Source organism: Streptomyces sp. NPDC057474, from assembly GCF_042802555.1.
Taxonomy (GTDB): domain Bacteria; phylum Actinomycetota; class Actinomycetes; order Streptomycetales; family Streptomycetaceae; genus Streptomyces.
Genome location: NZ_JBHVDX010000146.1, coordinates 1 through 25667 on the forward strand (window position 1 = coordinate 1; position 25667 = coordinate 25667).

Below are 25667 nucleotides of genomic sequence, written 5' to 3' on the forward strand. Positions count from 1 at the left end.
GCGCACGGACGAGGACCTGCGGCGGCTGCGTGCCGCCGTCGCCGAGGCCGAGGGGCTCATGGACGACCCGTCGGCGTTCATCCGCGCCCACATGGAGTTCCACGCCCTCGTGGTCGAACTGGCGGGCAACGAGACGCTCAGCGTCCTCAACGGCATGGTCCGGCACATCATCGACCAGGCGAACTGGTCCCATGTCGACCTCGACGCGGGCAGTCCCGAGAACATCCGGGCCAACCGCCGGGGCTTCCGCGCCCACGGCGCGCTGGTCGACCTGGTGGCCGCGCGGCGGACGGATGCCGCGGAGGAACTGTGGCGCGTCCACCTGCAGGAGGCCGAGGACTATCTGCTCCGGAACAAGTCCATGACGACGGTCCTCGACCTTCTCGGGTGACCGGTGGGGAGACCGGTCGGGTGCGGGTCGGCCGACCGGTTCGGCTGTCCGGTTCGGCTGTCCGGTTCGGCTGTGCGGTTGGGTCGGCCGGCCGGCCGGTGCGGCTGATCAGTCGGCCTCCCGCAGCTCCCCCACGATCGGCTCCCACACCTCCGCGTCGATCTCGTACGCCGTGTAGAAGGACACCCGGTCGACCAGGGCCCCGTACCGCCGCCGGATCTCGCCCGCCACCCGCTCCGGCTCCGCCACCACCGCGAAGGTGTGCAGCACCTCGTCGTCGACGAGCCGGCCCATCGCCTCCCACTTGTCCTCGCGGGCCGACTTGGACAGCGCGTTGAGCTCGTCGCCCAGGCCGCCCCAGCCGTGCAGTTCGAGGACGCCGCGATAGGCGGGCGTGCTGCCGTAGAAGGCGATCTGCCGGCGGGTGCCGTCCACGGCGCGTGCCATCTCCTCCTCGGTACGGCCGGTCGCGGTGAGGAGGAGATGGGAGACGGAGAAGTCGGCGCGCGAACGCCCGGTGGCGGTCAGTCCGGCCTCGACCGTCGGCAGGGTGACCTCCCGCAGATACCGCTCGGTGGTGAAACCGTGCGCGAGGAGCCCGTCCGCGACCTCGCCCGCCACCCGGGTCATCGCCTCTCCGACGGCGGCCACGAACACCTTGGGCGCCCCGCCGGGAGCGGGCGGGGGAGAGAAGAAGGGAGCCATGAGGGTGTGCGAGTAGAAGTCGCCGCGGAAGTCGAGCTTCTCGCCCTCGTTCCAGGCGGCCCAGATGGCGTGCAGCGCGCTCACGTACTCCCGCATACGGGCGGCGGGCCGGCTCCAGGGCATCGAGAACCGCCGCTCGATGTGCGGCTTGATCTGGCTGCCCAGGCCGAGCGAGAAGCGCCCGCCGGAGTATGCCTGCAAGTCGTGTGCCGTGTAGGCGAGTTGCATGGGAGAGCGGGCGAAGGCCACCGCGATGGCGGTGCCGACATCCAGTCGTTCGGTGTGCTCGGCGGCGAGCAGCAGCGGCAGGAACGGGTCGTGTTTGGACTCGGACGCCCACAGACCGTCGTAGCCGGTCTTCTCGTGGTGCCGGGCCTCCTCCACGACCTCTCGGGTGCCCCACACACTGAGCTTGCCGTCGACCTTCATGCCGCTCCCTCGCCTGTGACCGCTGTGACCGCTGTGGCCGCTGTGGCCGCTGTGGCCGTTGTGTCCGCTGTCTTCGTGTCCAACCCGATGCGCTGTGCGAGCCGCTCCCGGTGGAACGCCGGGTCGCCGAACAGCAGCTGTGATGTCTTGGCCCGTTTCAGATACAGGTGGGCCGGGTGCTCCCAGGTGAAGCCGATACCGCCGTGGACCTGGATGTTCTGCGCCGTCGCCTGGAGACAGGCGTCGGAGCAGAACGCCTTGGCCAGGCTCGCCGCGGCGGGCAGCCCGGGGTCGTCGCTCTCGGCGGCGAGCAGCGCGTAGTGCGCGGCGGCCCGGGCCGACTCGACCTCCAGCAGGACGTCGGCCAGCAGATGCTTGACGGCCTGGAAGGAGCCGATGGGCCGCCCGAACTGGTGCCGCACCTTGGCGTACTCCACCGCCATGTCGAGCGTGCGGGAGGCCACCCCGACCTGTTCGGCGGCCAGTGCCACCGCGGCCCGGTCGAGGACCTCGGCGACCAGATCCCAGCCGTCGCCGTGTGTACGCAGCCGGGTCGCCGGTACGTCGGCGTAGTCGAGCCGCGCCTGCCGCCGGGTGGGGTCCATCGTGGGCAGCGGCTCGCGGGTCAGCCCCGGCGCGTCGCCGTCCGCCAGGAAGACGCCGATGCCGTCGCCGATCCCGTCGCCGGTACGGGCCACCGTGAGGACGACGTCGGCGGCGGCGCCGTCCAGGACGAACGTCTTGTGCCCGTTGAGCACCCAACTCCCGCCGGATGCGCGTGCGGTGAGCCGTACCCCCGGCGCGTCCCAGCGGGCGGAGTCCTCGGTGAGGGCCAGCGTCGCCACGGTCTCGCCGGAGGCCAGGCCCGGCAGCAGATGCTTGCGGGCCTCCTCGTCGGCGCAGCGCAGCAGCGTGGTCGTCGCCAGTACGGCCGAGGAGAGGAAGGGCGCGCACAGCAGCGCCCGGCCCATCTCCTCCATGACGACGCCCACCTCGACGGGCCCGCACCCGGCACCGCCGTACTCCTCGGGGACGGCCAGCCCCTGAAGCCCCAGCTCCGTGCCCATCCGGCGCCACAGCGCCCGGTCGAAGCCCTCCGGCGTCTCCATCAGGCGCCGTACCTCGGTCTCGGGCGAGGTGTCCGCGAGGAACTCCCGCACCGTGCGCCCGAGTTCCTCCTGCTCCTCGCTGAACGCGAAGTCCATGCCTCAGCCCTCCCCACCGGCCCGGCGACTGCCACGGGACGCGATGATCTTCTCGACGGCGGCGATGTGATCCGGTGCGTGCATGGTGTCCCGCTCGGCGAGCAGGGCCGGTTCCATCACGGTGTCGAGGACCTGCTCCAGATGCCGGTTGACCGCGCGCTTGGTCTCGCGCAACGCCTGCGCGGGCAGGGCGGCCAGGCGCCCGGCCAGGTCCATGGCCTCGTCCATGAGTTTGTCCTTGGGCACGGCGCGGTTGGCGATGCCCAGCCGGACCGCGTCCCCGGCGCTCACCCGGTCGCCCAGGAAAAGCATCTCCTTCGCCCGGGTCAGCCCCACGAGCAGCGGCAGGACGTACGCGCCGCCGTCGCCCGCGACCAGTCCGACCTGGACGTGCGGGTCGGAGACGTAGGCGTCGTCGGCGATGAGCACGAGGTCGCTGAGCAGGGCCAGGCTGCAACCCAGACCGACCGCGGGGCCGTTGACCGCCGCGATGACCGGGAGCGGGCAGCGGAGCAGGCCCGTGATGATCCCGCGCGCCTCGTCGACCTGCCGCTGCCGGAAAGCGCTGTCGCGCTGGACCCGGGTCATGGTGTCGAGGTTCCCGCCCGCGCTGAACGCCCGGCCGCGCCCGGTGAGCACGATCGCCCGGGCCTCCGGATCGGCGGCGATCTCGTCCCACACCGACGCGAGGCGGCTGTGCAGCTCCTCACTCATCGCGTTCAGCTGCTCCGGCCGGTTCAGCTCGACCAGCCGGACCGGCCCGACGGCCGTCACCACCAGATCCGTCATCTCCACAGCCGCCACCCTCCAATGAGTCAGTAGAGTTGAATGCTATAACTAATTAACCTCATAAGGGAACCAAGTCGCAGGGCCACGGAGGACGCACATGCCGGACCAGAAGTACGAGCAGCAGTACGAGCGCAAGTGCGAGCAGAAGCACGAGCGGGAGTATGAGCGGGAGTACGAGACCGTGCGGGCCGAGGTGGCGGACCGGATCCTCACCGTCACACTGAACCGGCCCGAGAAGCTGAACGCCTTCAACCCGACGATGATGCGGGACCTGCTCGACGTCCTGGACGCGGCCGACGCCGACGACGAGGTACGCGTGATCGTGGTGACCGGCGCCGGGCGCGGCTTCTGCGCGGGCGCCGACGTCAGCTCCGGCGGCTCGTCCTTCGACCACCGCAAGGCGGGTGCCGCCCATCGGGACACCGGCGGCCGGGTCGCGCTCAGGATCTTCTCCAGCGCCAAGCCGGTCATCGCGGCGATCAACGGCCCGGCGGCGGGCGTCGGGGCGAGCATGACCCTGCCCATGGACATCCGGCTGGCGTCGACCTCGGCGAAGTTCGGCTTCGTCTTCGCCCGCCGGGGCATCGTGCCGGAGTCCGCGGCGAGCTGGTTCCTGCCCCGGGCCGTGGGTATGCAGCGGGCCATGGAATGGGTGGCGACGGGTCGTGTCTTCGGCCCGGACGAGGCGCTGGCGGCCGGGCTGGTGCGCTCCGTCCACCCGCCGGAGGAGCTGCTGCCGGCGGCGTACGAGCTCGCCCGGGAGATCGCCGGGACCACCTCGGCGATCTCGGTCGCCCTGGCCCGCCAGATGATGTGGCGGATGCTCGGTGAGCCCCACCCGATGACCGCGCACCGGCTCGACTCACGGATCATGGGTCAGATCGGCGGCGGCCCGGACCCCGTCGAGGGAGTCGAGTCGTTCCTCGCCAAACGGCCGCCCGTCTTCCCGGGCCGGGTCAGCGAGGACATGCCGCCCGTCTACCCCTGGTGGCAGGACGAGGAGTTCCGCCCCTTCGGAGAGTAGGCACCGCCCGCTTGTCCGTCGCCGCCACTGTCACGCCCAGGAGATCTGGCCGAAACATTGTCGTAGTTTGCTCGAGCTGTTAGCGTCCGGTCGGCGGGCATTCAGTTGAATGCGCTGAACCATTCACCGCCTGGACGGTAACCATGAGCGATGGTTTCCTGCACGAATCCCTTTGCGGCGTCGACTGGGGAGTCGCCACCGCGGACACCGTCGCGGCCCCGCCGTTGCCCCCGCCCGAGCGCGGCGGACACTTCCGGAGGTGGACCGACGACATCCGGCAGCTGCTCGGCGTCACCCCGGACACCCATCGTATGGTCGCCGGATGGCCGCAGCTCCAGCCCGACGGGCCGGGCAGCTGGGACCGGGACGCCCTGGACCGCTGCGAGCGCGCGCTCGACGCCATGCTCGACGACGGGACGCGGCCCGCGCTCACGCTGCTCGACCGTACGCTGCCGCCGTGGCTGGACGCCTCCGGCGGCTGGCTGGCCCGCGACACCGCCGAGCACTTCGCCGCGTACGCCGCCGAACTGGGCCGCCGCTTCGGCGACCGGGTGGAGCGCTGGATCACCTCCACCGACCTGGCCGGACCCACGCTCGCGGACCATGTGGCCGGAATGTACTCACCGGGCCGGGGCGCCGGCCGCGCCGGACTCCCCTCGGTCCACCACATCCTGCTGGCCAACGGACTCGCCACCCAGGCCCTCAGGGCAGTCGGCGTCACCGGCCGGATCGGCACGACGGTGACCCTCGTCGGCGGCTACGCGGCCACCGACGACCCCTACGACCGCCTTGCCGTGGAGCGCCTGGAGAGCTGGACCAACCGCATCTTCCTCGACCCCCTGCTGCTCGGCGAGCACATGGTGACCGAGGACGACGCCGCACCCGTCGCGGCCACCGGCTGCGTACGACCGGGCGACCTGGAGGTCATCGCCACCGCCCAGGACCTGCTGGGCCTCTCCTGGCACACACCGTTCCGCGTCACCGCACCGGAGAACCTGCCCCGCGTGCTGCCGAGCGGAAAGTGCCGCGGTGCCCTCAACGAGGTGAACCGCCTGCTCGTGGGCCTCGGCTTCGCGATCGTCCCCTTCGACGACGTGGAGACGACCGCCTACGGCTGGCCCCTCATCCCCGAAGGGCTCGCGGACGCCGTCGCCGGCCTGCACGATCAGTACGGGGATCTGCTGCCGTCGCTGTCCGTCGTCGACAACGGCATGGGCGACCTGGACCTCGTCGACGACGTCGGACACAGCGACGACACCCGGCGCCGGGCCCTGCTGCGCGCTCGCCTCTCCTGGCTGTCGCGGCTCATGGCGGCCGGCGTGGACGTGTGCGGCTACGAGTACTGGTCCGTGCTCGACAACCTGGAGGCCAAGTTCCGCTATACACGTCTGTACGCCATGGCGGTCCCGGACCACGAGGCCCCACCGTGCCCCCCGATCCCCTCCGACTGGGTGCACGACGGCGCCTTCGCCGACACCGCCGTACCCGACGCGGACCGCGCGCCCGGCCTGCGTCTGGTGCCGACCGCCGGTCGCCGGGCTCAGCCCGCCGGAGCCTCGTAGTCCGCGCCCCGGATCAGCCGGACCGGCGTGTAGACGAGGACCTCCTCGTCGCGCTGGTTGCGCACGGAGACCCGGCTGGTCACCACGCCCCGGCCGGGCTTGCTCGACGGACGGGACCCCGTGGTCTCCACGACGGCGTACAGCGTGTCGCCGACGTACACCGGCCCCCGCACGGTCAACTCCATGTGCAGGAAGGCGAGTCCGGTGCCGTGCAGCACGTTCGTCTGGAGGACGAGCCCTTCGGCGAGGCAGTACGTCAGGCCCCCCGGGACCAGACGGCCGGTGTACCCGCCCTCCGCCGCGTGCGTGGCGTCCCAGAAGAGCGGCTCGGTGAAGCCGCCCCAGGTGACGAAGTTGACCAGGTCGGTCTCGGTCACGGTCCGGCGGGCGGTCCGGAAGACCTGCCCCACCGGCATCTCCTCGTACGTCAGCCCCCGGACCAGCGGGGGAACGTCGGTCGTCGTGTGCTGCGCGGTCATGGCGCGGTCCTCTCTGCAGGGTCTGTAGGGCGGCCGAATGGGTTCACAGGTCGAGCGCGTGCTTGCCGTCCACACCCTCGAAGTCCGGGGTGCGCTTCTCCCGATGGGCGGCGAGGCCCTCCCGGACCTCGTGCCCGCCGAACCCGAAGAACTCCAGCCCCAGCGAGGCCTCGAAGATCGGCTGGGCGGTGCGGTACCAGTGGTTGAGGGACCGCTTGGTCCAGCTGATCGCGCTGGCGGGCCCCGCGGCCAGCACGGTCGCCACGCGCAGCGCCTCAGCGTGCACGTTCTCGTCGTCCACGCATTTCGACACCAGCCCGATCCGCTCGGCCTCCTCGCCAGTGAGTGCCTCGCAGGTCAGCAGGTAGTACTTGGCCTTGGCCATGCCGCACAGCAGCGGCCAGCAGATCGCGGCGTGATCACCCGCCGCGACCCCGAGCCTGGTGTGCCCGTCGACGATCTTCGCCGTGCGGGCCGCGACGGAGATGTCCGCCAGCATGCCGATGACCAGCCCCGCGCCGACCGCCGGACCATGGATCGCGGAGACCACCGGTTTGGAGCAGTTCATCACCCCGTAGACCATGTCCCGTGCCTCGCGCATCACCCGGGCCCGGACCGCGTAGTCCTCGGTCATCGCCTCGATGGAGTCGAAGGTCCCGCCCGCCGAGAACGCCCGGCCCGCCCCCTGCACCAGCACCGCCCGCGTCTGTTCGTCGCGGTCGATCACCGTCCAGATGTCGGCCAGTTCACCGTGCATCCGCGGATCCACGGCGTTGAGATTCGGCGCGTCGAGCACGACGCGGAGCACGCCGGGCGCGGGCCGCTCGAAGGTCAGGCTCGTGAACGGGGCGTAGAGATCGGTCACGTCGCGCTCCTGGTGTAATCAGTGCGGATACTATAATTATCTAACTGTATCGAGAGGCGAGCGGCAAGCGGCCGGTACATGTGCCACCGAGGACGGGAAGCCCGGCATGGATCTCACCTTCAGCCAGGAACAGGACGAACTGCGCAAGGTCGTACGGTCGTTCCTGGCCAAGTACTCCGACGAGGTGGCCGTGCGCCGCCTGGCCGCCGACCCCCGGGGCCACGACCCCGCCGTCTGGCGCCGCATGGCCACGGAACTCGGCCTGCAGGGACTCGCCGTACCCGAGGAGTACGGCGGCTCCGGCTTCGGCTACGTCGACCTCGGCATCGTCTTCGAGGAGGCGGGCCGCGCCCTGCTGTGCGGGCCGTACCTCGCCACCGTCGCCCTGGCCGCCGAGGCTCTGCTGCGCTGCGCGGACGAGCAGGCCCGACGCGACCTCCTGCCGGGCATCGCCTCCGGCGAGACGATGGCCACGCTGGCGCTGACGGAGGACAGCGGCCGCTGGGACGAGCCCGCCATACGGCTCACCGCACGCGACACCACGACCGCCGGATGGCAGCTGACCGGCGCCAAGACCTACGTCCCCGACGGCCACCTCGCGGACCTGATCCTGGTCGCCGCCCGCACCCCCGGCGGCATCGGCCTCTTCGCGGTCGACGCCGCCCACGCACCGGGCCTCACCCGCACCCCCCTCCCCACCCTCGACCAGACCCGCAAACAGGCCCGGCTGGAGTTCACGGCCACCCCCGCCCGCCTGATCGGCGCCGAGGACACGGCCTGGCCCGCCCTGGCACGCGCCCTCGCCACCGCCTCCGTCCTGCTCGCCGCCGAACAGGTCGGCGGAGCCGCCGCCGCGCTGGACGCCGCCGTGGACTACGCGAAGATCCGGGTGCAGTACGGGCGGCCCATCGGCTCGTTCCAGGGGATCAAGCACAAGTGCGCCGACATGCTGGTGGAGATCGAGTCCGCCCGCTCGGCCGCGTACGGCGGGCTGTGGGCGCTGGACGCGGGTGACGAGACGGAGATCGGGATCGCCGCAGCCCTCGCGCAGGCCTTCTGCTCGGAGGCGTTCACCAAGGTCGCCGGCGACAGCATCCAGGTCCATGGCGGCATCGGCTTCACCTGGGAACACCCGGCGCACCTGTACTTCAAGCGCGCCAAGAGCTCCGAGGCACTACTCGGCACACCGTCGTACCACCGGGAACTGCTCGCCGCCCGGCTCGGCATCTGACAACAGGGTCTGACACCACACATCTGGCATCGCAGGTCTGAGCAGGTCTGACATCACAGGGAGGCAGCAGACATGGAGCTGGACTTCGGGCCCGCGGTACGCGACTTCCGCGACGAGGTGCGGGACTGGTTCGCGGAACATCTCGTGGGGGAGTTCGCCGAGCACCGGGGCGTGGGCGGCCCGACCGACGGCGAGGCCTGGCAGGTCCGCCTCGCCTGGGACCGTGAGCTGTCGGCCGGGCGGTGGCTGGGCGTCGGCTGGCCGGAGGAATACGGGGGCAGGGGGCTCGGACTCCTGGAGGAGATCGTCTTCGAGTACGAGTACGCCCGCGCGAACGCCCCCTACCGGGCCACGGTCAACGCCCTCGACCTGCTCGGCCCCATGCTTCTCAAGGTGGGGAGCGAGGAGCAGAAGAAGCGCTTCCTGCCCACGATCCTCGCCGTCGAGGAACTGTGGGGCCAAGGCTTCAGCGAGCCCGGCGCCGGCTCCGACCTGGCGTCCGTCCGCACCCGGGCGGAACGCGAGGGCGACCAATGGCTGGTCAACGGCCAGAAGGTGTGGACGTCCTTCGGCATCCACGCCGACTGGCTCTACGTCCTCACCCGCACCGACCCCGACTCCGTACGGCACAAGGGCCTCACCCTGCTGCTCGTGCCCGTGCACCAGCCCGGTGTGGAGATCCGCCCCATCCGCAACCTGGCCGGGCAGGACGAGTTCGCCGAGGTGTTCCTCTCCGACGCGCGGACCGGCGCGGACATGGTCGTGGGCGAGGTCGGCCAGGGCTGGCGCACCGCGATGACCACGCTCGGCATCGAGCGCGGCACCACGCTGCTGCCCCAGCAGCTCACCTTCGAGCGGGAGGCCGAGGCACTGATCGAACTGGCCCGGGAACGGGGCGCGCTCGACGATCCGATGCTGCGCAGCCGCATCGTCGACGCCTGGATCTCCGTACGCATCATGCGCACCACCAACCTCCGCACCATCGCCGAACTGACCGCGGGCCGCACCCCGGGCGCCCAGGCCACGACGGCCAAGCTGTACGCCTCCACGCGCCACCAGCGACTCGGCCACCTGGCCATGGAGCTGGCGGGCCCCGCCGGGCAGATCGTCGGCGAGGACTACGGCCTGGACACCCGGCAGCGCTCCTTCCTGCTGTCTCTCGCGGAGACGATCTACGGCGGATCCAGCGAGATCCAGCGCAACATCATCGGAGAGCAGCTCCTCGGTCTGCCGAAGGAGCCCCGCCCGTGACGACCCCCGTGACGACGCTGGAAGAACGCGTCGACCGCATCGAGTCCCACCTCGCCATCCAGCAACTGCCCATCCGCTACGCGCTCGCCGTGGACGCCCGCGACCTCGACGCCTGGGCCGCCTGCTTCCTGCCCGACGTCGACATGGGCCGCCGCGGTCGCGGCCGTGAAGCGCTGCGGGCGTACATCGACCCCCTCGTCCGGACCTTCAACCGGTCGATCCACCAGATCTGCGGCCACCGCATCGAGTTCACCGGCAGCGACACGGCGACCGGGGCGGTCTACTGCAGGGCCGAGCACGAGGTGGGGGACCGGTGGATCGTGATGGCGATCCGCTACCGCGACGACTACGCGCGCGTGGACGGCGAGTGGTACTTCTCCCGCCGCCGTGAGCAGCACTGGTACGCGGCGGATGTGACGGACCGCCCCCAGGCGGTGGACTTCACGGGCTGGGAGGGCGCCGGGGAACCGGCGCTGCCCGACGCCTTTCCCACCTGGGGACCCTTCTGGAAGGAGACGTGATGCGGCGACTGCGACTGTCCGGGAAAACGGCCCTGGTCACCGGCGGTGGACAGGGCGTGGGCCGCGGGATCGCCCTCGCGCTGGCGGCGGAGGGCGCGGCGGTGGTGATCACCGGCCGCACCGAGAGCACCCTCGAGGCCACCGCGGGCGAGATCGCCGGGCGCGGGGGAAGAACCCACACCGTGCTCGGGGACGTCGGCGAACGGGACGACGTCGACCGCATGGTGGCTGAAACGGTACGGGAGTTCGGTGGGCTGGACGTGCTGGTCAACAACGCGCAGAGTTCAGTGCGGCGCCGACTCGAGCAGACGTCGTACGACGACGTCGAACTCACCTACCGCAGCGGCCCGTTGGCCGCCTTCCACGCGATGCAGGCGGCCCTGCCGCACCTGAAGACCAGCCGCGGGAGCGTCGTGAACCTCGGCTCATCGGCCGCGGTGCAGGGCGAGGCGACCTTCGCGGCGTACGCGATGGCCAAGGAGGCCCTCCGGGGCCTGACCAAGGTGGCCGCGCGGGAGTGGGGGACGTACGGAATCCGCGTGAACGTCGTCTGCCCGGCCGCGCTGAGCCCGGCGGCGGAGGCGTACTTCGCCGATCACCCGGACAAGGCCGAGAGCGTACTCGCCGCCATCCCACTGGGCCGCATGGGCGACCCGGAGACGGACATCGGGCGAGCGGTGGCCGCGCTGGTCAGCGACGACATGGCCTACCTGACAGGGGCGACGCTGATGCTGGAGGGCGGGCGGACGTTGATCGGGTGAGGCGGGGGTATCTGGACGAGGGAGGGGCCTGTGGGCGTCAAGAAGATCCTCACGATCAAGCTGGAGATCGAGGTCAACGAGAAAGTGACCCGGTACAGCCGCCTGGACAACACGTACGTCAAGGTGATCACGGCTGCCAGGGAAGCGGCCAGTGCCAACATGCCGACGGGCAGCATCGAGCAGATCACCGCTCAGGCACGCTGGGAGTACCGGCACTGGGATCCGGCGCCGATCACCATGACCTTCGCCAAGGGCGAGGTGCAGGAGATCGAGGACGTCGATGACGAGGACTTCGTGTACTACGAGGACTGACCACGACCGGATCGGCGACGCGGGAGAGGCCGAGGCGGCCTCTCATAAGGCCCTGGGCGCGATCCCCGAGCAGTTCCGCAGGAACCGGGCGTTGGCCACCACACGGCTTGCTCTTGCCCAGCTCCACCAGCGGGACATCGACCAGGCGTGCTCCACCGCGTCGAACGCCTTCGAGGTGATGACGGGCACTCCCATCCCGGGTCGGATGCGCTCCCTCCTCGGCGACTTCTACCGTGACTTGATCACGCTTGCGCCGGATGCCGGGGTCGCCCGAGAGCGGGGAGACCGCTACCGAGCCGAATGGAGCAGAGCTTGATTGCCGCCGATCTGGTCGTACGCCGCTTCAGCAACAAGGACCTGGCGCAGATCCGTCAGCCCCTGATCGACGTGCACGCCGACGCCTATGCGGATGCCATGGACGACGAGTTCAACCAGCGCTTCCCCTGGTTCGTCGACCATTGGGGCGGCAATCCGGACCTTGATTGCGTGATCGCCTTCGACAGCGAGGAGGCGGTGGCCTTCGCCTACGGAGCCCCGTCCACTGCGTACCGCGAGGGGTGGCGCGAGCAAGCGTTGCCCCACCGAGCCGAGACCGCCTCCAGCGGATCGATCAGCCGGGCCAGAGCGACACGGTTTCGCTCGTGGATCACCTGATGATCCAGCCCGGCCAGGCGGCCGAGGGCCGCCCGTTCTTCTGCAGTCAGAACTGGGCTCTGAGCAGCGGTTTTGGCGCAGTACTGCGCAAGCGAGGCAGGTGCTGGCCGTTCGGTCGCGCTCACCGGACTGCCGCCAGTGCTGCCGGCAGGTTCTCCCTGTCCTGCTGGATCGATGCGGACGCGCGGTGCAGCCGAGCAGCAAGCGCCCGGCCGGACAGATGGATGTAACGCATGGTGGTCGCCAAGTCTCGGTGGCCGGCGTACTGGGCGATCTGGTCGATGGTCCAGTCGGCGCGGGCCAGATCGGTCAGCCTCAGATGCCGGAAGGTGTGAGTGGACAGCCGTGCGGCACCGGCCCTGCGGGCGATGCCTTCGACGGTCTTTGACCAGGTGGAAGGCCCCAGCGGCTTGCCGTAGTTGCGGTTGGAGGCGGATCGGAAGAGCGGTCCGTCGATACGGCCGAACATGCCGCGTCGTTCGTTGAGGTAGGCCAAGAACAGCTGAGACGAGGTGACGCCGAAGGCGACTTCCCTGGCCCGCTGGAACTTGGTCGTCTCTGCCCGCAGATGGATCAGGCGGTGCGCGTGCTCGAAGTACCCGACATCGAGTTGGACCAACTCCTCTCGGCGCAAGGCACCGTCACAGGCGAGCGTGACCATGAGCCGGTTGCGTAGTGACTGCTCGGCGCACGCAAAGAGGATCCGCTGCCAGACGTCCTCGTTGGGGATCCAAGGTGCCTGCTCGAGGCGCCGCACGAGCCCCTGCCGAGGAGGACGGCCACGGCGGCTCGACTGCCCTCGGCGTACGGGATTCCGTTCGCGCAGCCCGTCTTCCACCAGGTACTCGTAGAAGGACCGCACGGCCACCACACGTTGCTGGACGGTCGCGTTCGCCAGTGCCGTCTCCGGATGCAGCGGCGCCTTCGCTGATCGCTGGCGGGGACGGTCGAGCATGTCCCCGATCCAGGCGGCAACCGTGTCCGCACCGGCCAGTACGGGATCTGTGCCTTCAACTGCACAGAACCGCAGGTGGTCCTCGACCGCCCGCCCGTACGCGTCGATCGTGTTGGAAGCCCGACCGATGTTCGCCGTGAACTGCAGCCACCGTCGGGCCAGTTGATGTTCAGCGAGAGTGGGGAACTTGCCCCACGGGATGGGGGGCCATGGCAGCAGGCTAGTAGTTGCGACCGTGCCTACTTGCGCACGTGGAAGCGCAGCATGGTGACCCCGCCCGACTGGACGTTGCTGAACGGTTCCAGGTCGATCCGGTCGAGGCCCGGCGGCGCGAAGCGGACGCCGTCGCCGAGCAGCACCGGCAGCACATACACCAGGATCTCGTCGACGAGGCCGTGCTGCAGGCACTGGGCGGCCACGTCGGCGCCGAGGATCTCCAGGTTCTTGTCGCCGGCGGCGCGGCGTGCCGTGGCCACGGCTTCCTCGATGTCGCAGGTGAGGAAGGTGACGTTGGGGTCCGGCTCGTCGGGCGGGCGGTGGGTGAGGACGAACTGCGCCCCGCCGTCGTAGTCGGTGTTCTCGTCGGACATGCGCTTGCCGACCTCGTACGTGCCCCGTCCGATGAGCATGGCGCCCGTGGCCGCCATGACCTCCGGGAACGTCGCCGACGTCATGTGCTCGAAGATCCAGTCCATCGTGTGGCCGGGACCGGCGATGAACCCATCGAGGGACATCACCCTGTTCACGACCACTTTGCCGGTGCTCGAATCCGTCATGCGTCTTCTCCAAGCAGGTGGAGGGCCGGGATCGCATCATAGGTCGGTGAGCAACATCTTCTCCGGCGGTAGCCACGACCTGGACCTGTCCAATGGCGCCACCGCGGTGTTCATCGACGTGCTGATGCTGGCCGTGTCCGATCTCGCCTCCGAGGACTGGGACTTCCGCTTCGCGGCGCTGCGGCTACCGGCCGTTCATGCCCACGCCAGTCCTTTGGGCTACGCCTCTGATCTGTGTTCGCCTTTGACAGCCGTACACGGTCGAGGTGACGCCCTCGGCGCATATCGTATTGAGGGTGAGCGACGCCGGCGGAATCGAGATACCCACCGATGTGCCACGACAGGTTCCGCTCCGCCGTAACAAGGGCTTCCGGATGCTGTGGATCGGCCAGGTGCTGTCCGATACCGGCACGCAGATCAGCGGGATCGCCTACCCGCTACTGGTCCTGGCCCTGACCCACTCGGCGGTGCTTGCCGGGGTGGTGGGTACGGTGCGGGCCATTACCGTGCTGTGCGTGCAACTGCCCGCCGGGGCGCTGGCGGACCGGTTCGACCGGCGGCGGACGATGATGGTCTGCGACATCACGCGCGCCGCCCTACTGGCTCTGCTCGGCATCCTGATCGTGCTGGATCTCGCGTCCTGGCAGGTGGTCCTGGCCGTGAGCGTGATCGAGGGGGCGGCCGGTGCCGTCTTCGACCCGTCCGCCGCCGCTGCGCTGCCGGGAATCGTGCCGGACGGGCAGCTCGAACAGGCGTGGGCCGCCACCGAAGCCCGGACGTACGGTGCCGGCCTGGCCGGCCCGGCGCTCGGCGGGGTGCTGTTCGGGGTGGGCCGGGCCGTCCCGTTCCTGGCCGACGCCGTCTCCTACGCGGTCTCCTTCGGCATGGTGAGCCGGATCCGCGGGCGGTTCCGCCCGGAGAACCCGGCCGGGCGCAAGGCGTTGTGGCGCGAGGTGACCGATGGCCTACAACTCGTCTGGCAGGTACCTATTCTGCGCGCGGCGCTGATCCAGACGCCGTTGGTGAACTTCGCCTTCAGCGGCGTGATCTTCAGCACCATCCTCGCGATGCAACAGCACGGCACCCCCACCACGGTGATCGGCCTGGTGCAGGCAGCCATCGCGGCCGGCGGGCTGCTCGGCGCCATGGTCGCACCCCGGCTGCAGGGACGGATGCGCCTGGCAACCCTGGCCGCCACGATCACCTTGGCCGGGGCGCTGCTGTTCGGCGCCGCAGCCCTGCTCATTCCTTCACCGCTGGTGGCGGCGCCGGTCGCCCTGGCGCTGCTGCTTGCGCCGGCCGCGAACGCCGCGCTGGTTGCCGTGGTGCTTCGCAGCGCACCGGAGGAAATACGCGGCCGAGTCATCAGCACCGTGATGATGGCGGCCACCGCGCTGGCGACGCTGGCGCCACTGATCGCCGGCCTGATCGTCCAGCACATGTCCGGCACCTGGGCGGTAGGCACCTTCGCCGCCACGACCGCCGTTGCGGCCGTGCTGTGCCTGATTCTGCCAGGTTTTCGGCACCCGGAGTCCCCGGCGGCAGCATCGGGCTGAGTGGCTAAACGAGCAGGCCGCTTGGGGTGTTCGGGCAACGTAATTGCACCCGCGTCCTCGCATTCGCGCCGGAAGACGAGGCCAGTGGGAGCTTCGGGTGAGCGGCCCAATCGATGCCGAGTCCCGTCCTCCCGCGTACTGCAGGCTTCCAAGGTGAACAAATAGTGAGACCCGGACCAACGGCCCCGAGCTACAGAAGCGCGTACCTACAGAGCGTCACAGATCACCGGTTCTGACACAGCTTCTCAGCTTGTTCTTTAACCTCACGTCGCTGCGGAGTGCTTGCCGGTGGGGAAATTGCGGTGCGTGCCGGCACCACGCCGGTCAGACTCGCTGACATGACTGAGAAGATCACCCGCATCAACCCCGAGCAGCTGCATGAGACACCCGGCTACCACCACATCACCGTCGTGGAGGCAGGCCGTACCGCCTATCTGGCGGGGCAGTGCCCGCTTGATCGGAATGGTGGCCTCGTCGGTTCCGGTTCCCTCGAGACGCAGGTCGACCAGGTTGTCGCGAACGCGCTCACTGCCCTGGCAGCGGTGAGTGCCCAGCCTGAACATGTGGTGCGGTCAGTGATCTATGTGCGGAGCGATGAGAGGAACATTCTCGTAGCCGCATGGCGTCGGCTCACCGAGTCTGCCCTGGGTCCGGCGTTCACCACCGCCAGCACGCTCTTGGGCGTCGCCCAGCTCGGCTTTCCGGGACAGCTCGTCGAGGTGGATCTCACCGTGGCGCTGCCTGACTGACGTCGAACGGCGTATCGAACTGGGTAGCCCAGCTGGGCATTCGCGGGACGCTGGGGCGGCCTTCGTCTGATCATGTGCTCCGACCAAGGTGCACCGATCGAGACGAAGGCCGTGAAGGTGAGTCTGCTGCCTGACGCCGGTTCCGGGGAAGCGTTCGCACAAGCGTCACGCTTCCGGGGGGAACTCTTCGACTGCCTGACCGTGCGCGGGGACGAGCTGTTCGAGCTCGTGGACGCGTTGCTGTGCGCGGATGGCCCGGTGACCTCGCCGGTGGATCTGACGCTGGTGGCCGAGCACCGGCGTGGGCACGGCGCGATGTACGAGGCGCTGAACCACGGGAACGTGGACGTACCCCGGTTACGGCAGGTGCTGGCCGGTCTGCCGATGCCGCGGGCCGCCGACGGGCGCCTGGTCCTGGCCGTCGACGTCAGCAACGGGCTCCGCCCCGACGCGCCGACCAGCGCGGATCGCCTGTTCTGCCACGTCTACGGTCGCAGCGGACGGTCCTCGGATCAATTCATCCCCGGCTGGCCGTACTCGTTCGTCTCCGCCCTCGAATCGGGCCGGAAGTCCTGGTGCCAGCTCCTGGACGCCGTCCGCTTCGGGCCCGAGGACGACGTCGCCGAGGCCACCGCCTCCCAGCTCCGCCGGGTGGTCACCGGCCTGATCGAGATGGGCCGCTGGCACGTCGGTGACCGCGACATCCTCATCGTCTTCGAGGCCGGCTACGACGCCCCGCGCATGGCCCACCTCCTCAACGGCCTCCCGGTCGAGGTGCTGAGGCGGATGCGCTCCGACCGCGTCATGCGCCGGCCGACGCCCTCACTCAAGGAGTACGCCCAGTCCTACCCTCGGGGCGGGCGGCCACCGAAGCACGGTAAGGAGTTCCGCTTCGCCGAGCCGGACACCTGGGGCGAGCCGGATGCGGCAACCGTGCAGGTCACCGATCGATACGGCACGGCCCACGCGATGGCTTGGGACCGCATCCACCCGCGCCTGACCACTCGCTCCGCGTGGATCGACCACACCGGCGAACTTCCCGTCATCGAGGGCACACTGATCCGCCTCCAGGTCGACCGCCTGCCCGGCGGAGGCGACCCGCTCCCGCTCTGGCTGTGGTCGTCCGCCACCGGCCTGAACAGCGAAGACGTCGACGTCCGCTGGCAGGCGTTCCTGCGCAGGTTCGACATCGAGCACACTTTCCGGCTGATGAAACAGACCTTCGGGTGGACCCGTCCGAAGCTGCGAACCCCCGAGGCTGGCGAACGCTGGACCTGGCTGATCATCGCCGCGCACACCCAGATCCGTCTTCTGCGCGAGGCCGCCGCCGACTTGCGGCGGCCGTGGGAGAAGCCCGCCGAGCCCGGCCGACTCACCCCAGCCCGAGTCCGCCGAGGGTTTCGGAACCTCCGCCCGCACCTGCACCATCCGGCCCGACCGCCGAAACCATCAACTCCCGGACCTGGCAGGCCACTTGGCTCGAAAAACCGGCACCCCACCACCCGCTACGACGTGGGTGAAACAGTCAGACGACCCGAGAGCATCGCCGAACGTGACCAGGTCAGACCATAAAGGACAAGCTCAGTACGTCGTTGCCGGGTGCGCTCTGCCCCCTGCGCGGTGTGGTGAAGGCGGGCCACCCACAAGTTGACCCAGCGGGGTCGCTTCCCCTGCCCATGCGGCGATGCTCCCGCAGCTCTTGCGCGGCAGGTCCGACCGCAGCCCGAGCACCAGCCGCCCGGCCGGCGCCGGGGTCTCGACCCGGGCGAACCGGTCGGCTGTGCGCCCCATATGCGCCTCGAACGCCTCCCACCAGCGGGCAGGGTCTACTCTGTGACCTGCGGCCACCGCATGATCGTTTGGCTTCACATACTGATGATCAACGGCGGTCGCACCTGCTGCGAGCATGAGGGAGCACCGTGCAGGTCGCCGGAGTCGGCATCTACGTGAATCACCCAGTGCTGCACCTGGGAGCGACCGACTGGGTACCAGTCTCCCTCGTTCTGGACGCTGCCCCAGCAGCCAGCTGCGACACCCACGTGGCTGTTCGGGTTCGAGCTCAGAGGGGACTCATCAAAGTGCGTCTCTTCACACAGCCCCAAGCGCCGGAGGCCGAAGGGCCCGACCCAGGATTCCCCACAGTCTTCGAAGGCTCCCTCCTGCTGCCTGACGGCCGCATCGCTGTCGGCGATGTCGAGCAATTGACCCACTTTGTGCATCGAGTGGGCGACCGCGGTGCGTTCAACGTGCGTGTCGCAGTGGACTCGCCGGGGCCAGACGCCAGAGCCGTCGACATCACTGTCACCCGCCCCAGCAAGTGATCTGCGCAGGCGGCCACCGGCCTCGGCAGCGCGCTCAGCAGCGATCGTATGCGCGAGCAGGGTCACGATCTACAGTTGGAGTACAAATCCCGGACACGTTTGGGGATTTCGGAAAGTGCGGCACGGATCGCGGCCAGCGCCTTCTCGCCGAAGCCGGCGAGGGTCCCGAACAGGCGGGAGACCGTCGGATCGAAGACGACCGGCCCGAAGACGGCAGGCTGCGGACCGCAGCGGAGTGATGTCGGCGAGGCATGCCCCCCGCCGAATGCGATCGACAGCGCGAGGTTCACAAGTATCTTGCCGGGGCCGTGGACGGCTCGGGGCTTCCGCGACCGGGGGGTGCCCCTATGTCTTTGGTCAAGCTGGTCGGGTGTTGGCTCGGGGCGTTTGGAGCGATGTGTCCGTGCATGCTGATGATCAGGTTGGCGAGGGTGTCCACACAGGGCTTGCAGCCTTCCTGCGGGGTGCGGTCGACGGCCGTCCGGTGCAGATCGCTCCTTCCGTCTGCGAGGGGCGCGGCGGTCGTGTGTTCTTCGTGCTGGTCAACGCATCAGGAGCGGAACGGGAGTGCTTTGGCTGCGACAGCCGTGCGTTCATCGCGGATAGCGAGGAGAACTGGAACGAGGAGTCTTGGGAGGACGACGAGCCCGGTGCGGCACGAAAGAGGGTGGTCCTCCAGGCGTTCCTCGATCCGCCCGGCCAGCAGCTTGCGATGGTCGAGCACGGCGGCCAGCGAGGTGGCCAGGCTGCGCGGCGACCTGAGAGCTCGTAACAGGATCACGGGGCAGAGGGGGTCTGGGGCGTAGGCCCCAGGGATGAACGGGGAGGGGCTGCAGGGGCGAAAGAGCGGTCACGCGGCGCGCACCCCACCCCCAACCTCCACCTCACACAACGCCCCGCCCCCGCAGCTCCAGAAGCCGATCCTCCGTCACCCCAACCAGCCCGCACAGCACTTCCGCCGTGTGCTCACCCAGCGCGGGCGGCGCGGTATACCCCTCCACCGGAGTCCCTGCGAACCGGATCGGGTTGGCGAGCAACGGCAGTAGCCCCGACACCGGATCCTCGACCTCGACCAGCATCTCCCGGTGCCGTATCTGCGGGTCGGCGAAGACCTCGGGCATCTCGTTGTACGGCCCCGCCGGGACGTCGTGTTCGTCGAGGACCGCCAGCCAGTCGTCCCGGGTCCGGGTACGCAGGATCGCCTCCAGCATCGGCAGGATCTCCTCGCGGTGGGCGATCCGGGCCGAGGTCGTGGCGAACCGGGGGTCCTGGAGGATGTCGGCGCGGCCGGCCGCCGCGCAGAACGCGGCGAACTGCTTGTCGTTGCCCGCGACGAGGAAGATCGGCTTGTCCTCGCACATGAACGCCTGTGACGGGATACCGCCGTACCCGCCGTTGCCGCGCCGCCTCGGGACCTCGCCGGAGACCAGGTAGTTCATCGCGAAGTGCGACAGCGAGGCCAGCCCGCAGTCCAACAGGGACAGGTCGATGAACTGGCCCTCGCCGGTGGCGTCCCGATGCCGCAGAGCCGCCAGCACGGCCGTGGCGGCGTACAGCCCGGTGAGAATGTCGACCATGCTGACGCCGACCTTCATCGGCTCCTCGGGGTGCCCGGAGACGCTCATCATCCCGGACATGGCCTGGAAGATGCCGTCGTATCCGGGCCGCTCGGCGTACGGCCCGGTCTGGCCGAAGCCGGTCACCGATAGGTAGACCAGCCGGGGGTTGAGCTCGCGCAGGCTCTCGTGGTCGAGGCCGTACTTCGCGAGTGTCCCCGTCCGGAAGTTCTCGACCAGCACGTCCGACCGCGCGGCGAGGGCGCGGATCAGCTCCTGCCCCTCGGCGGTGGCGTGGTTGACGGTGGCCGACCGCTTGTTGCGGTTGCAGGAGAGATAGAAGGCCGCGGTGTCCGTCCCCGGCGCGAACGGCGGACCGTACGTCCGTGAGTCGTCGCCCGTTCCGGGCCGTTCGACCTTGATGACCTCGGCGCCCAGGTCGGCGAGCAGCTGCGTGGCCAGGGGCGCGGCGAGGATGCGGGACAGGTCGAGTACACGGATTCCGGACAAGGCGGTCGACGGCATCGCGGGCCTCCCTTGCGAGCAGAATGAGTTAGATAAATAATACATACGAGGACGCTGAGGCGGTCTTCGTGATTGCCTCAACTATTCAAATCATGTAACTATATGGATCGGTCGACCGGCCGAGACCGGAGGGCGTGCTGATGACCGTCGCGGCGAGAACCCTCACCGAGCAGCAACAGCGAGAACGCCGGGCGTGGTTCAGGGTCCGCTGGGAACGAGGCGTCGCTTTCAATCGTCGCTGCCGTATCCGTGTCACGCGCTGGGACGCGGAAGCGGTCGAGATCGTGCTGCCCTACACCGAATCCCTCTCCGCCCACGAGGACGTCTTCCACGGCGGGGTGATCTCGGCACTCATCGACACCGCCGGCTCCGGCGCCGTGATCGCCGGGCACGACTTCACGAAGGGGAGCCGGCTCAGCACCGTGTCGATGTCCGTGCAGTACCTCGCGCCGGCCCGCGGCCACGAGGCCGTCGCCTACGCGCGCTGTGTGCGGCGCGGCCACCGGCTGCACTTCGCCGACGTCGACGTGATGACCGACGGACGCGTCTGCGCCCGGGGGCAGGTGGTGGTGACCATCTCCGGGGAACGGCCGGGAGTCGGCGACCCGATCGATCCCATAGCCACGACCGACCCCATAGGCACGACCGACCCCATCGAACCGCTCACCGAGGAGTGACCGCGATGACCGAGGAGTCCACAGGGGAGTCCACCGAGGACGACCTGGTGCTGTACGAGGTCGACGAGGACGGCGTCGCCACCGTCACCCTCAACCGGCCCGAGCGCAAGAACGCGTGGAGCCTCCCCATGGAGAACCGCTTCTTCGCGCTCCTCGACCGGGCCGCGCAGGATCCGGCCGTGCGTGTCGTGATCGTCACCGGCGCGGGCAGGGCCTTCTGCCCCGGGATGGACGTCCAGCGCCTGGAGCAGAACGCCCAGCCGGGGCAGTCCCTCAATCTCCAGGCCCGCGTCCCCATGTACAGCAGGCGGAACATGCCGAAGCCGCTGATCGCCGCCGTCAACGGCGCCTGCGCGGGCATCGGCCTGGTCCAGGCGCTCATCTGCGACGTCCGCTTCGCCGCCCGGGGAGCCCGCTTCACCACCGCCTTCACCCGGCGCGGCCTGGCCGGCGAGTACAACCTGCCGTACGTGCTGCCCCGTGTCATCGGGCTGGAGAACGCGCTCGACCTGCTGCTGAGCGGCCGGGTCTTCGACGCCGATGAGGCGAAGGCCCTCGGCCTGGTCAGCCGCGTCGTGGAACCCGAGGACCTGCTGGATGCCGCCCGCGCCTACGCCCGGGACATCGCCCGCAACTGCTCCCCGCGCGCCATGGCCGTCGTACGCCACCAGGTGTACGGCGACCTGGACCGCACTTTCACCGACGCCCTCGCCCGCTCCTACTCCGCGATGGAGTTCTTCGCCGGCTCCCCGGACTTCCGTGAGGGTGTGGCGAGCTTCATGGAGAAGCGGGAGCCGAAATTCGAGGGGCTGCCGCCGGACTTCGACCCGGACGAGGCCACCCGCGACGCGTTCCTGCCGTACTGACCGAGGAGCATACGAACATGACAGGGCAGCCGTTCCCCGTAGAAGCCGGGCACATCATGATGTTCGCCCGCGCCATCGGCGACGAGAACCCCGCCTACCACGGCGAGACCCCGCTCGCACCACCCACCTTCACCATGGCGAGCGCACACTACGACCCCGACTACCACCTTCGGCCCAAGCCGGACGAGGAGTGGTTCGGCTCCGGCGGCGGCCCCGGGGAGATGGCCGAGGGCGGCGGCGGGCTGCACGCCGAGCAGCACTTCGAGTACCACCGTCCGGTGCGCGCCGGCGAGACCCTCTACGCGCACACCGTCCCCGGGCGCAGCTGGGAGAAGCAGGGTCGCAGCGGCCGACTGCTCTTCAGCGAGCGCGTCACCGAGTACCGGGACGCCGCCGACGAACCGGTCGTCAGCGCCGTGACCGTGGCCGTCGTCCCCGAGGGCCCCGCGACCCCGAAGGATGCCCGATGAGCGTGAGTGCGGCCGACATCAAGGTCGGCGAGACCCGGGAGAGCGTCCTCGTCGACGATCTGAAGCGCACCCGGATCGTGCAGTACGCCGGTGCCTCCGGCGACTTCAACCCGCTGCACACCGACGAGAGGTTCGCCGTCGAGGCCGCGGGATACCCCGGTGTGTTCGCCCACGGCATGCTGACGATGGGCATGACCGGCCGGGTCCTCACCGACTGGGTCGGCGCCGAGGCGCTGCTGCGCTACGGCGTGCGCTTCAAGGCCCAGGTCTGGCCCGGCGACACACTGACCGCCACGGTCACCGTCGAGTCGATCGAGGAGACGGCGTCCGGCCCGGTCGCCCACTTCGCCCTGCGCACCGTCAACCAGGACGACGCAGAGGTGGTCACCGGAACCGCGGCGGCCCGCCTGGAGCCCTGACCCCGTGGGCGCCGCACAGGAGGCCGGGGCGGTACAGAGGGCCGGGGCGGCTCAGACGACAGGCGCGACAGGTACGACAGGCGTGACAGGCACGGCAGGTCCAACCTGGACCGCCATGGTGAACCGTGCCTACGACCACGCCCGCCCCGCCGTCCGGTTCGGCGACCTGACCTGGACCGGACGCGAACTCCTCGACCGCGCGGCGGGAGCGGCCGACTGGCTGGACACCCTCGGCCTGGAGCCCGGTACCCCGGTGCCCGCCCTGGTCGCCACCTCCGCCGACGCCCTGGCGCTGGTGATCGGCGGCGCCGGATCGGGCCACCCGCTCGCCCCGCTCGGAGTCCGGATGACGGCGTACGAGATCGCCGCCGTGGTCGAGGAGCTGCCGGCCCAGGTCCTGGTGGCCCAGCCCGAGTTCGCCGACCTCGGCCGTCAGGTCGCCGCACTCTCCGGCCGCCGGGTCGCCGTCCTGCCCGAACCACGCACCAGCGCACGGGAACTGACCGCCCAGCCCGGCGAACTCGCCGCCGTCCTGCACACCTCCGGTACCACGGGCCGGCCCAAACCCGTCCCCATGACCCAGCGCCGCCTGGCCGCCCGCGCCCGCGTCAACGGACGCCTGTGCGCGCTCGACCCCGACAGCTTCTACGGCGGCAGCGCCCCCTTCCACCACATCGCCGGCCTCGGCAACATTGCCGTCGCCCTCGCCGCCGGCGCGCTGATCACCGGACTGCCCCGCTTCACCGTCGAGGGCTGGAGCCTGCTGCGGCATCTCGGCACCACGCACACCAGCATGGTCCCGGCGATGCTGGAGACCCTGTTGACGGCGGGCGAGGCACGGCACGAGACCCTGCGGACCCTCCAGTACGGTGGCGCGCCCGTCCGCCCCGGCACCCTGCGGCGGACGTACGAGGCGATGCCCGGTGTCCGCATGCTCAACATGTTCGGCCAGACCGAGGGCTCGCCGATCAGCGTGCTCACCCCCGAGGACCATCGGGAGGCGGTCGCCGGCCGGACCGAGCTGCTGCGCTCCGTGGGGCGCCCCGCCCCCGGGGTCGAGCTGAGGGTCGACGGTGCAGGGCCGGACGGTATCGGGGAGATCCACGCCCGCGCCGACCATTTCTTCCGGATCGACCCCGAGGGCTGGCTGCACAGCGGCGACCTGGGCCGAGTGGCGGAGGACGGCTATCTCTACCTCCTCGGCCGCCGCACCGACATGATCATCCGGGGTGGCGAGAACGTCCATCCGCTGGAGGTCGAGACGGTCCTGACGGCCCATCCGGGTGTGGCGGACGTGGCGGTGACGGGCGTCCCCGACGAGCGGCTCGGCCAGACCGTCGTCGCCTTCGTCGTACCGGCCGAAGCCGACGCCCCGCCGGACCCGGCAGCGCTCAGAAGCCACACCCGCGCCCGGCTGTCCGGGTTCAAGATCCCCGTCCGCTGGTGGTTCGTGGACGACCTGCCGCGCAACGCCAACGGCAAGGTCGTACGGCGTGACCTGCGGGAGCCCCACCCAGGAGGAACAAGTGCCTGACCATGTCGACCCGCGGCGACTCGAAGTCCTGCTCAGCCGGATCCGCCGGGAGGTCGACCACGGCCCCCTGCCGTCCGCGCAGGTCGCCGTCGCCCGGCACGGCCGTCTGGTGGCCTTCGAGACGTACGGGGACGCCGGACCCGGCACCCGGTACGTCCTGCAGTCCGTCGGACGGTCGATCGTCGCGGGCGTGGTGTGGAAGCTGATCGGCGACGGGCTCCTCGACGTGGGCGAGCGGGTCGCCGCGATCATCCCGGAGTTCGCGCCGAACGGCAAGGAGGAGGTGACCGTCGAGCAGGTGCTCACGCACACCGCCGGCTTCCCCTTCGCCCCGCTCGGCTACCCGAAGATGCTCGACCGCGAGCAGCGGCTCGCCGCCTTCGGGCGTTGGCGGCTGGACTCCCCGCCGGGCAGCCGCTTCCAGTTCCACCTCACCTCGGCGGCCTGGCTGATCGCCGAGATCGTCGAGCGGCGCACGGGCCTGACCTTCGCCGCCTATCTGCGCGACCACATCGCGGGTCCGCTGGGCCTGTCGTCGATCGAGCTGGGGGTACCGGTGGACCGCCAGGCGGGCAGCGTCGCCCCGATGCTCGCCACCGACCGCACCGGCGACGACCAGGAACCCGACCCGTGGGGGCCGTGGTACCTGTCCGACCCGAAGGTGCTGGCGGCCGGTGAGCCCAGCCACGCCCTGGTCGCCACCGCCGCCGACGTCGCGCTCTACTTCCAGGCGCTGGAACACTCCGGCCTGTGGAAGACGGAGGCGGTGGCGGAGGGCACCCGTATCCGGCTGACCGGCCATCCGTACGGCGAGCGGATCTACGGGGGCGGCGGCGACCGCCGTACCAGCATGGGGCTGTTCGTGACCGTGGCCGGGCCCGACGCGGGGAGCAACCTGCCCTCGACCGGCTCGCCCGCACTCTTCGGCAGCGCCGGGGCCGCCTACCAACTGGGCTTCATGGACCCGGAGTCAGGTCTGTCCTTCGCGTGTCTGAGCAACGGCTACCCGCTCGCCGGCTACGACAACTCCCCGCGCGGCACCGCCCTGCTCACCGACATCGCGAACCTGGCGGCGGGCCTGGTC

At 70.1% G+C, this 25667-nt stretch carries 28 protein-coding genes and 3 pseudogenes; 21 read left to right on the forward strand and 10 right to left on the reverse strand.

What is annotated here, in order from left to right; translation table 11 throughout:
• Positions 1 to 391, forward strand: a 391-nt coding sequence (locus tag ACFU53_RS31675; RefSeq protein ID WP_384000015.1) for a FadR/GntR family transcriptional regulator, incomplete at its 5' end; no start/stop codon positions are given.
• A gap of 108 nt (positions 392 to 499) precedes the next feature.
• On the opposite strand, the gene ACFU53_RS31680 is transcribed toward ACFU53_RS31675, so the two are convergent.
• Genes ACFU53_RS31680 through ACFU53_RS31690 form a run of 3 tightly spaced genes read right to left on the reverse strand, consistent with a single transcriptional unit; the run spans position 500 to position 3519 of the window.
• Positions 500 to 1525 (reverse strand): TIGR03617 family F420-dependent LLM class oxidoreductase, encoded by a 1026-nt coding sequence (locus tag ACFU53_RS31680; protein ID WP_384000018.1) that lies wholly within the window; start codon positions 1523 to 1525, stop codon positions 500 to 502.
• On the reverse strand, positions 1522 to 2730 hold the full coding sequence (locus ACFU53_RS31685; RefSeq protein ID WP_384000021.1) for an acyl-CoA dehydrogenase family protein: 1209 nt from the start codon (positions 2728 to 2730) through the stop codon (positions 1522 to 1524). The genes ACFU53_RS31680 and ACFU53_RS31685 overlap by 4 nt, the downstream gene beginning before the upstream one ends.
• A 3-nt stretch (positions 2731 to 2733) precedes the next feature.
• Entirely contained in the window at positions 2734 to 3519 is a 786-nt protein-coding gene (locus tag ACFU53_RS31690) for an enoyl-CoA hydratase/isomerase family protein (protein WP_384000024.1), read from the reverse strand.
• A 97-nt stretch (positions 3520 to 3616) separates the two neighbouring features.
• Between ACFU53_RS31690 and ACFU53_RS31695 the strand changes: the two genes are divergently transcribed.
• Together ACFU53_RS31695 and ACFU53_RS31700 are read left to right on the forward strand one after the other, a co-directional pair.
• Entirely contained in the window at positions 3617 to 4543 is a 927-nt protein-coding gene (locus tag ACFU53_RS31695) for a crotonase/enoyl-CoA hydratase family protein (RefSeq protein WP_384000027.1), read from the forward strand.
• Positions 4544 to 4686: 143 nt separating this feature from the next.
• Positions 4687 to 6105: a family 1 glycosylhydrolase gene (locus ACFU53_RS31700; RefSeq protein WP_384000030.1), complete on the forward strand. Its 1419-nt coding sequence runs from the start codon at positions 4687 to 4689 to the stop codon at positions 6103 to 6105.
• Here the strand turns inward: ACFU53_RS31700 and ACFU53_RS31705 are convergent.
• Together ACFU53_RS31705 and ACFU53_RS31710 are read right to left on the reverse strand one after the other, a co-directional pair.
• Positions 6084 to 6584: a MaoC family dehydratase gene (locus ACFU53_RS31705; RefSeq protein ID WP_384000033.1), complete on the reverse strand. Its 501-nt coding sequence runs from the start codon at positions 6582 to 6584 to the stop codon at positions 6084 to 6086. The two genes, ACFU53_RS31700 and ACFU53_RS31705, sit on opposite strands and share 22 nt — an antisense overlap.
• Before the next feature lie 43 nt (positions 6585 to 6627).
• Positions 6628 to 7449, reverse strand: coding sequence for an enoyl-CoA hydratase/isomerase family protein (locus tag ACFU53_RS31710; RefSeq protein WP_384000036.1), 822 nt, complete (start codon positions 7447 to 7449; stop codon positions 6628 to 6630).
• A 106-nt stretch (positions 7450 to 7555) separates the two neighbouring features.
• Here ACFU53_RS31710 and ACFU53_RS31715 point away from each other — a divergent pair, with 106 nt between their 5' ends.
• The 7 genes and pseudogenes from ACFU53_RS31715 to ACFU53_RS31745 all read left to right on the forward strand — a co-directional run bounded on the left by ACFU53_RS31715 (position 7556) and on the right by ACFU53_RS31745 (position 12179).
• Positions 7556 to 8680 (forward strand): acyl-CoA dehydrogenase family protein, encoded by a 1125-nt coding sequence (locus tag ACFU53_RS31715; protein ID WP_384000039.1) that lies wholly within the window; start codon positions 7556 to 7558, stop codon positions 8678 to 8680.
• A gap of 72 nt (positions 8681 to 8752) precedes the next feature.
• Entirely contained in the window at positions 8753 to 9931 is a 1179-nt protein-coding gene (locus ACFU53_RS31720) for an acyl-CoA dehydrogenase family protein (protein WP_384000042.1), read from the forward strand.
• Entirely contained in the window at positions 9928 to 10452 is a 525-nt protein-coding gene (locus ACFU53_RS31725; RefSeq protein WP_384000045.1) for a nuclear transport factor 2 family protein, read from the forward strand. Before ACFU53_RS31720 ends, ACFU53_RS31725 begins: the two co-directional genes overlap by 4 nt.
• Entirely contained in the window at positions 10452 to 11213 is a 762-nt protein-coding gene (locus ACFU53_RS31730; protein ID WP_384000048.1) for an SDR family NAD(P)-dependent oxidoreductase, read from the forward strand. Before ACFU53_RS31725 ends, ACFU53_RS31730 begins: the two co-directional genes overlap by 1 nt.
• Before the next feature lie 30 nt (positions 11214 to 11243).
• Complete coding sequence (locus ACFU53_RS31735) at positions 11244 to 11525, forward strand: hypothetical protein (RefSeq protein ID WP_384000051.1); 282 nt, start codon at positions 11244 to 11246, stop codon at positions 11523 to 11525.
• 4 nt (positions 11526 to 11529) lie between these two features.
• Positions 11530 to 11841 (forward strand): annotated as a pseudogene (locus ACFU53_RS31740) (hypothetical protein); the annotation flags it as partial.
• Complete coding sequence (locus ACFU53_RS31745; protein ID WP_384000053.1) at positions 11826 to 12179, forward strand: hypothetical protein; 354 nt, start codon at positions 11826 to 11828, stop codon at positions 12177 to 12179. The pseudogene ACFU53_RS31740 and the gene ACFU53_RS31745, both read left to right, overlap by 16 nt.
• Positions 12180 to 12300: 121 nt before the next feature.
• On the opposite strand, the gene ACFU53_RS31750 is transcribed toward ACFU53_RS31745, so the two are convergent.
• Entirely contained in the window at positions 12301 to 13134 is an 834-nt protein-coding gene (locus tag ACFU53_RS31750; RefSeq protein ID WP_384000056.1) for a tyrosine-type recombinase/integrase, read from the reverse strand.
• 239 nt (positions 13135 to 13373) lie between these two features.
• Positions 13374 to 13910: a dihydrofolate reductase family protein gene (locus ACFU53_RS31755; RefSeq protein ID WP_384000059.1), complete on the reverse strand. Its 537-nt coding sequence runs from the start codon at positions 13908 to 13910 to the stop codon at positions 13374 to 13376.
• Positions 13911 to 13956: 46 nt separating this feature from the next.
• On the opposite strand from ACFU53_RS31755, the gene ACFU53_RS31760 reads away from it, so the two are divergent.
• The 4 genes from ACFU53_RS31760 to ACFU53_RS31775 all read left to right on the forward strand — a co-directional run bounded on the left by ACFU53_RS31760 (position 13957) and on the right by ACFU53_RS31775 (position 17787).
• Entirely contained in the window at positions 13957 to 14271 is a 315-nt protein-coding gene (locus tag ACFU53_RS31760; protein ID WP_384000062.1) for a hypothetical protein, read from the forward strand.
• A complete protein-coding gene (locus tag ACFU53_RS31765; protein WP_384000065.1) occupies positions 14207 to 15466 on the forward strand; it encodes an MFS transporter in 1260 nt (419 codons plus the stop codon). Before ACFU53_RS31760 ends, ACFU53_RS31765 begins: the two co-directional genes overlap by 65 nt.
• A 338-nt stretch (positions 15467 to 15804) precedes the next feature.
• Entirely contained in the window at positions 15805 to 16215 is a 411-nt protein-coding gene (locus tag ACFU53_RS31770) for a RidA family protein (protein WP_384000068.1), read from the forward strand.
• A gap of 117 nt (positions 16216 to 16332) precedes the next feature.
• Complete coding sequence (locus ACFU53_RS31775) at positions 16333 to 17787, forward strand: NF041680 family putative transposase (RefSeq protein ID WP_384000095.1); 1455 nt, start codon at positions 16333 to 16335, stop codon at positions 17785 to 17787.
• 84 nt (positions 17788 to 17871) lie between these two features.
• On the opposite strand, the pseudogene ACFU53_RS31780 reads toward ACFU53_RS31775, so the two are convergent.
• Together ACFU53_RS31780 and ACFU53_RS31785 are read right to left on the reverse strand one after the other, a co-directional pair.
• A pseudogene (locus ACFU53_RS31780) lies at positions 17872 to 18063 on the reverse strand (IS701 family transposase); the annotation flags it as partial.
• Between the two features lie 556 nt (positions 18064 to 18619).
• A pseudogene (locus ACFU53_RS31785) lies at positions 18620 to 18865 on the reverse strand (IS1380 family transposase); the annotation flags it as partial.
• A gap of 74 nt (positions 18866 to 18939) precedes the next feature.
• Between ACFU53_RS31785 and ACFU53_RS31790 the strand changes: the two are divergent.
• Positions 18940 to 19308: a hypothetical protein gene (locus tag ACFU53_RS31790; RefSeq protein ID WP_384000071.1), complete on the forward strand. Its 369-nt coding sequence runs from the start codon at positions 18940 to 18942 to the stop codon at positions 19306 to 19308.
• 112 nt (positions 19309 to 19420) lie between these two features.
• Here the strand turns inward: ACFU53_RS31790 and ACFU53_RS31795 are convergent, their stop codons facing one another.
• Positions 19421 to 20617, reverse strand: a complete 1197-nt coding sequence (locus ACFU53_RS31795; RefSeq protein WP_384000074.1) for a CaiB/BaiF CoA transferase family protein — start codon at positions 20615 to 20617, stop codon at positions 19421 to 19423.
• Positions 20618 to 20757: 140 nt separating this feature from the next.
• Between ACFU53_RS31795 and ACFU53_RS31800 the strand changes: the two genes are divergently transcribed.
• The 6 genes from ACFU53_RS31800 to ACFU53_RS31825 all read left to right on the forward strand — a co-directional run.
• Positions 20758 to 21294 carry a PaaI family thioesterase gene (locus ACFU53_RS31800; RefSeq protein ID WP_384000077.1) on the forward strand — a complete coding sequence of 179 codons (537 nt, stop codon included), beginning with the start codon at positions 20758 to 20760 and terminating at the stop codon, positions 21292 to 21294.
• A 5-nt stretch (positions 21295 to 21299) separates the two neighbouring features.
• The gene (locus tag ACFU53_RS31805) at positions 21300 to 22160 is read left to right on the forward strand and encodes an enoyl-CoA hydratase-related protein (protein WP_384000080.1); all 861 of its coding nucleotides are present in this window, start codon (positions 21300 to 21302) and stop codon (positions 22158 to 22160) included.
• A 17-nt stretch (positions 22161 to 22177) separates the two neighbouring features.
• A complete protein-coding gene (locus tag ACFU53_RS31810; protein ID WP_384000083.1) occupies positions 22178 to 22630 on the forward strand; it encodes a MaoC family dehydratase N-terminal domain-containing protein in 453 nt (150 codons plus the stop codon).
• On the forward strand, positions 22627 to 23049 hold the full coding sequence (locus ACFU53_RS31815; RefSeq protein ID WP_384000086.1) for a MaoC family dehydratase: 423 nt from the start codon (positions 22627 to 22629) through the stop codon (positions 23047 to 23049). Before ACFU53_RS31810 ends, ACFU53_RS31815 begins: the two co-directional genes overlap by 4 nt.
• A gap of 115 nt (positions 23050 to 23164) precedes the next feature.
• Entirely contained in the window at positions 23165 to 24583 is a 1419-nt protein-coding gene (locus tag ACFU53_RS31820; protein ID WP_384000089.1) for a class I adenylate-forming enzyme family protein, read from the forward strand.
• On the forward strand, positions 24576 to 25667 hold a 1092-nt coding region (locus tag ACFU53_RS31825; protein WP_384000092.1), incomplete at its 3' end, for a serine hydrolase domain-containing protein. The genes ACFU53_RS31820 and ACFU53_RS31825, both read left to right, overlap by 8 nt.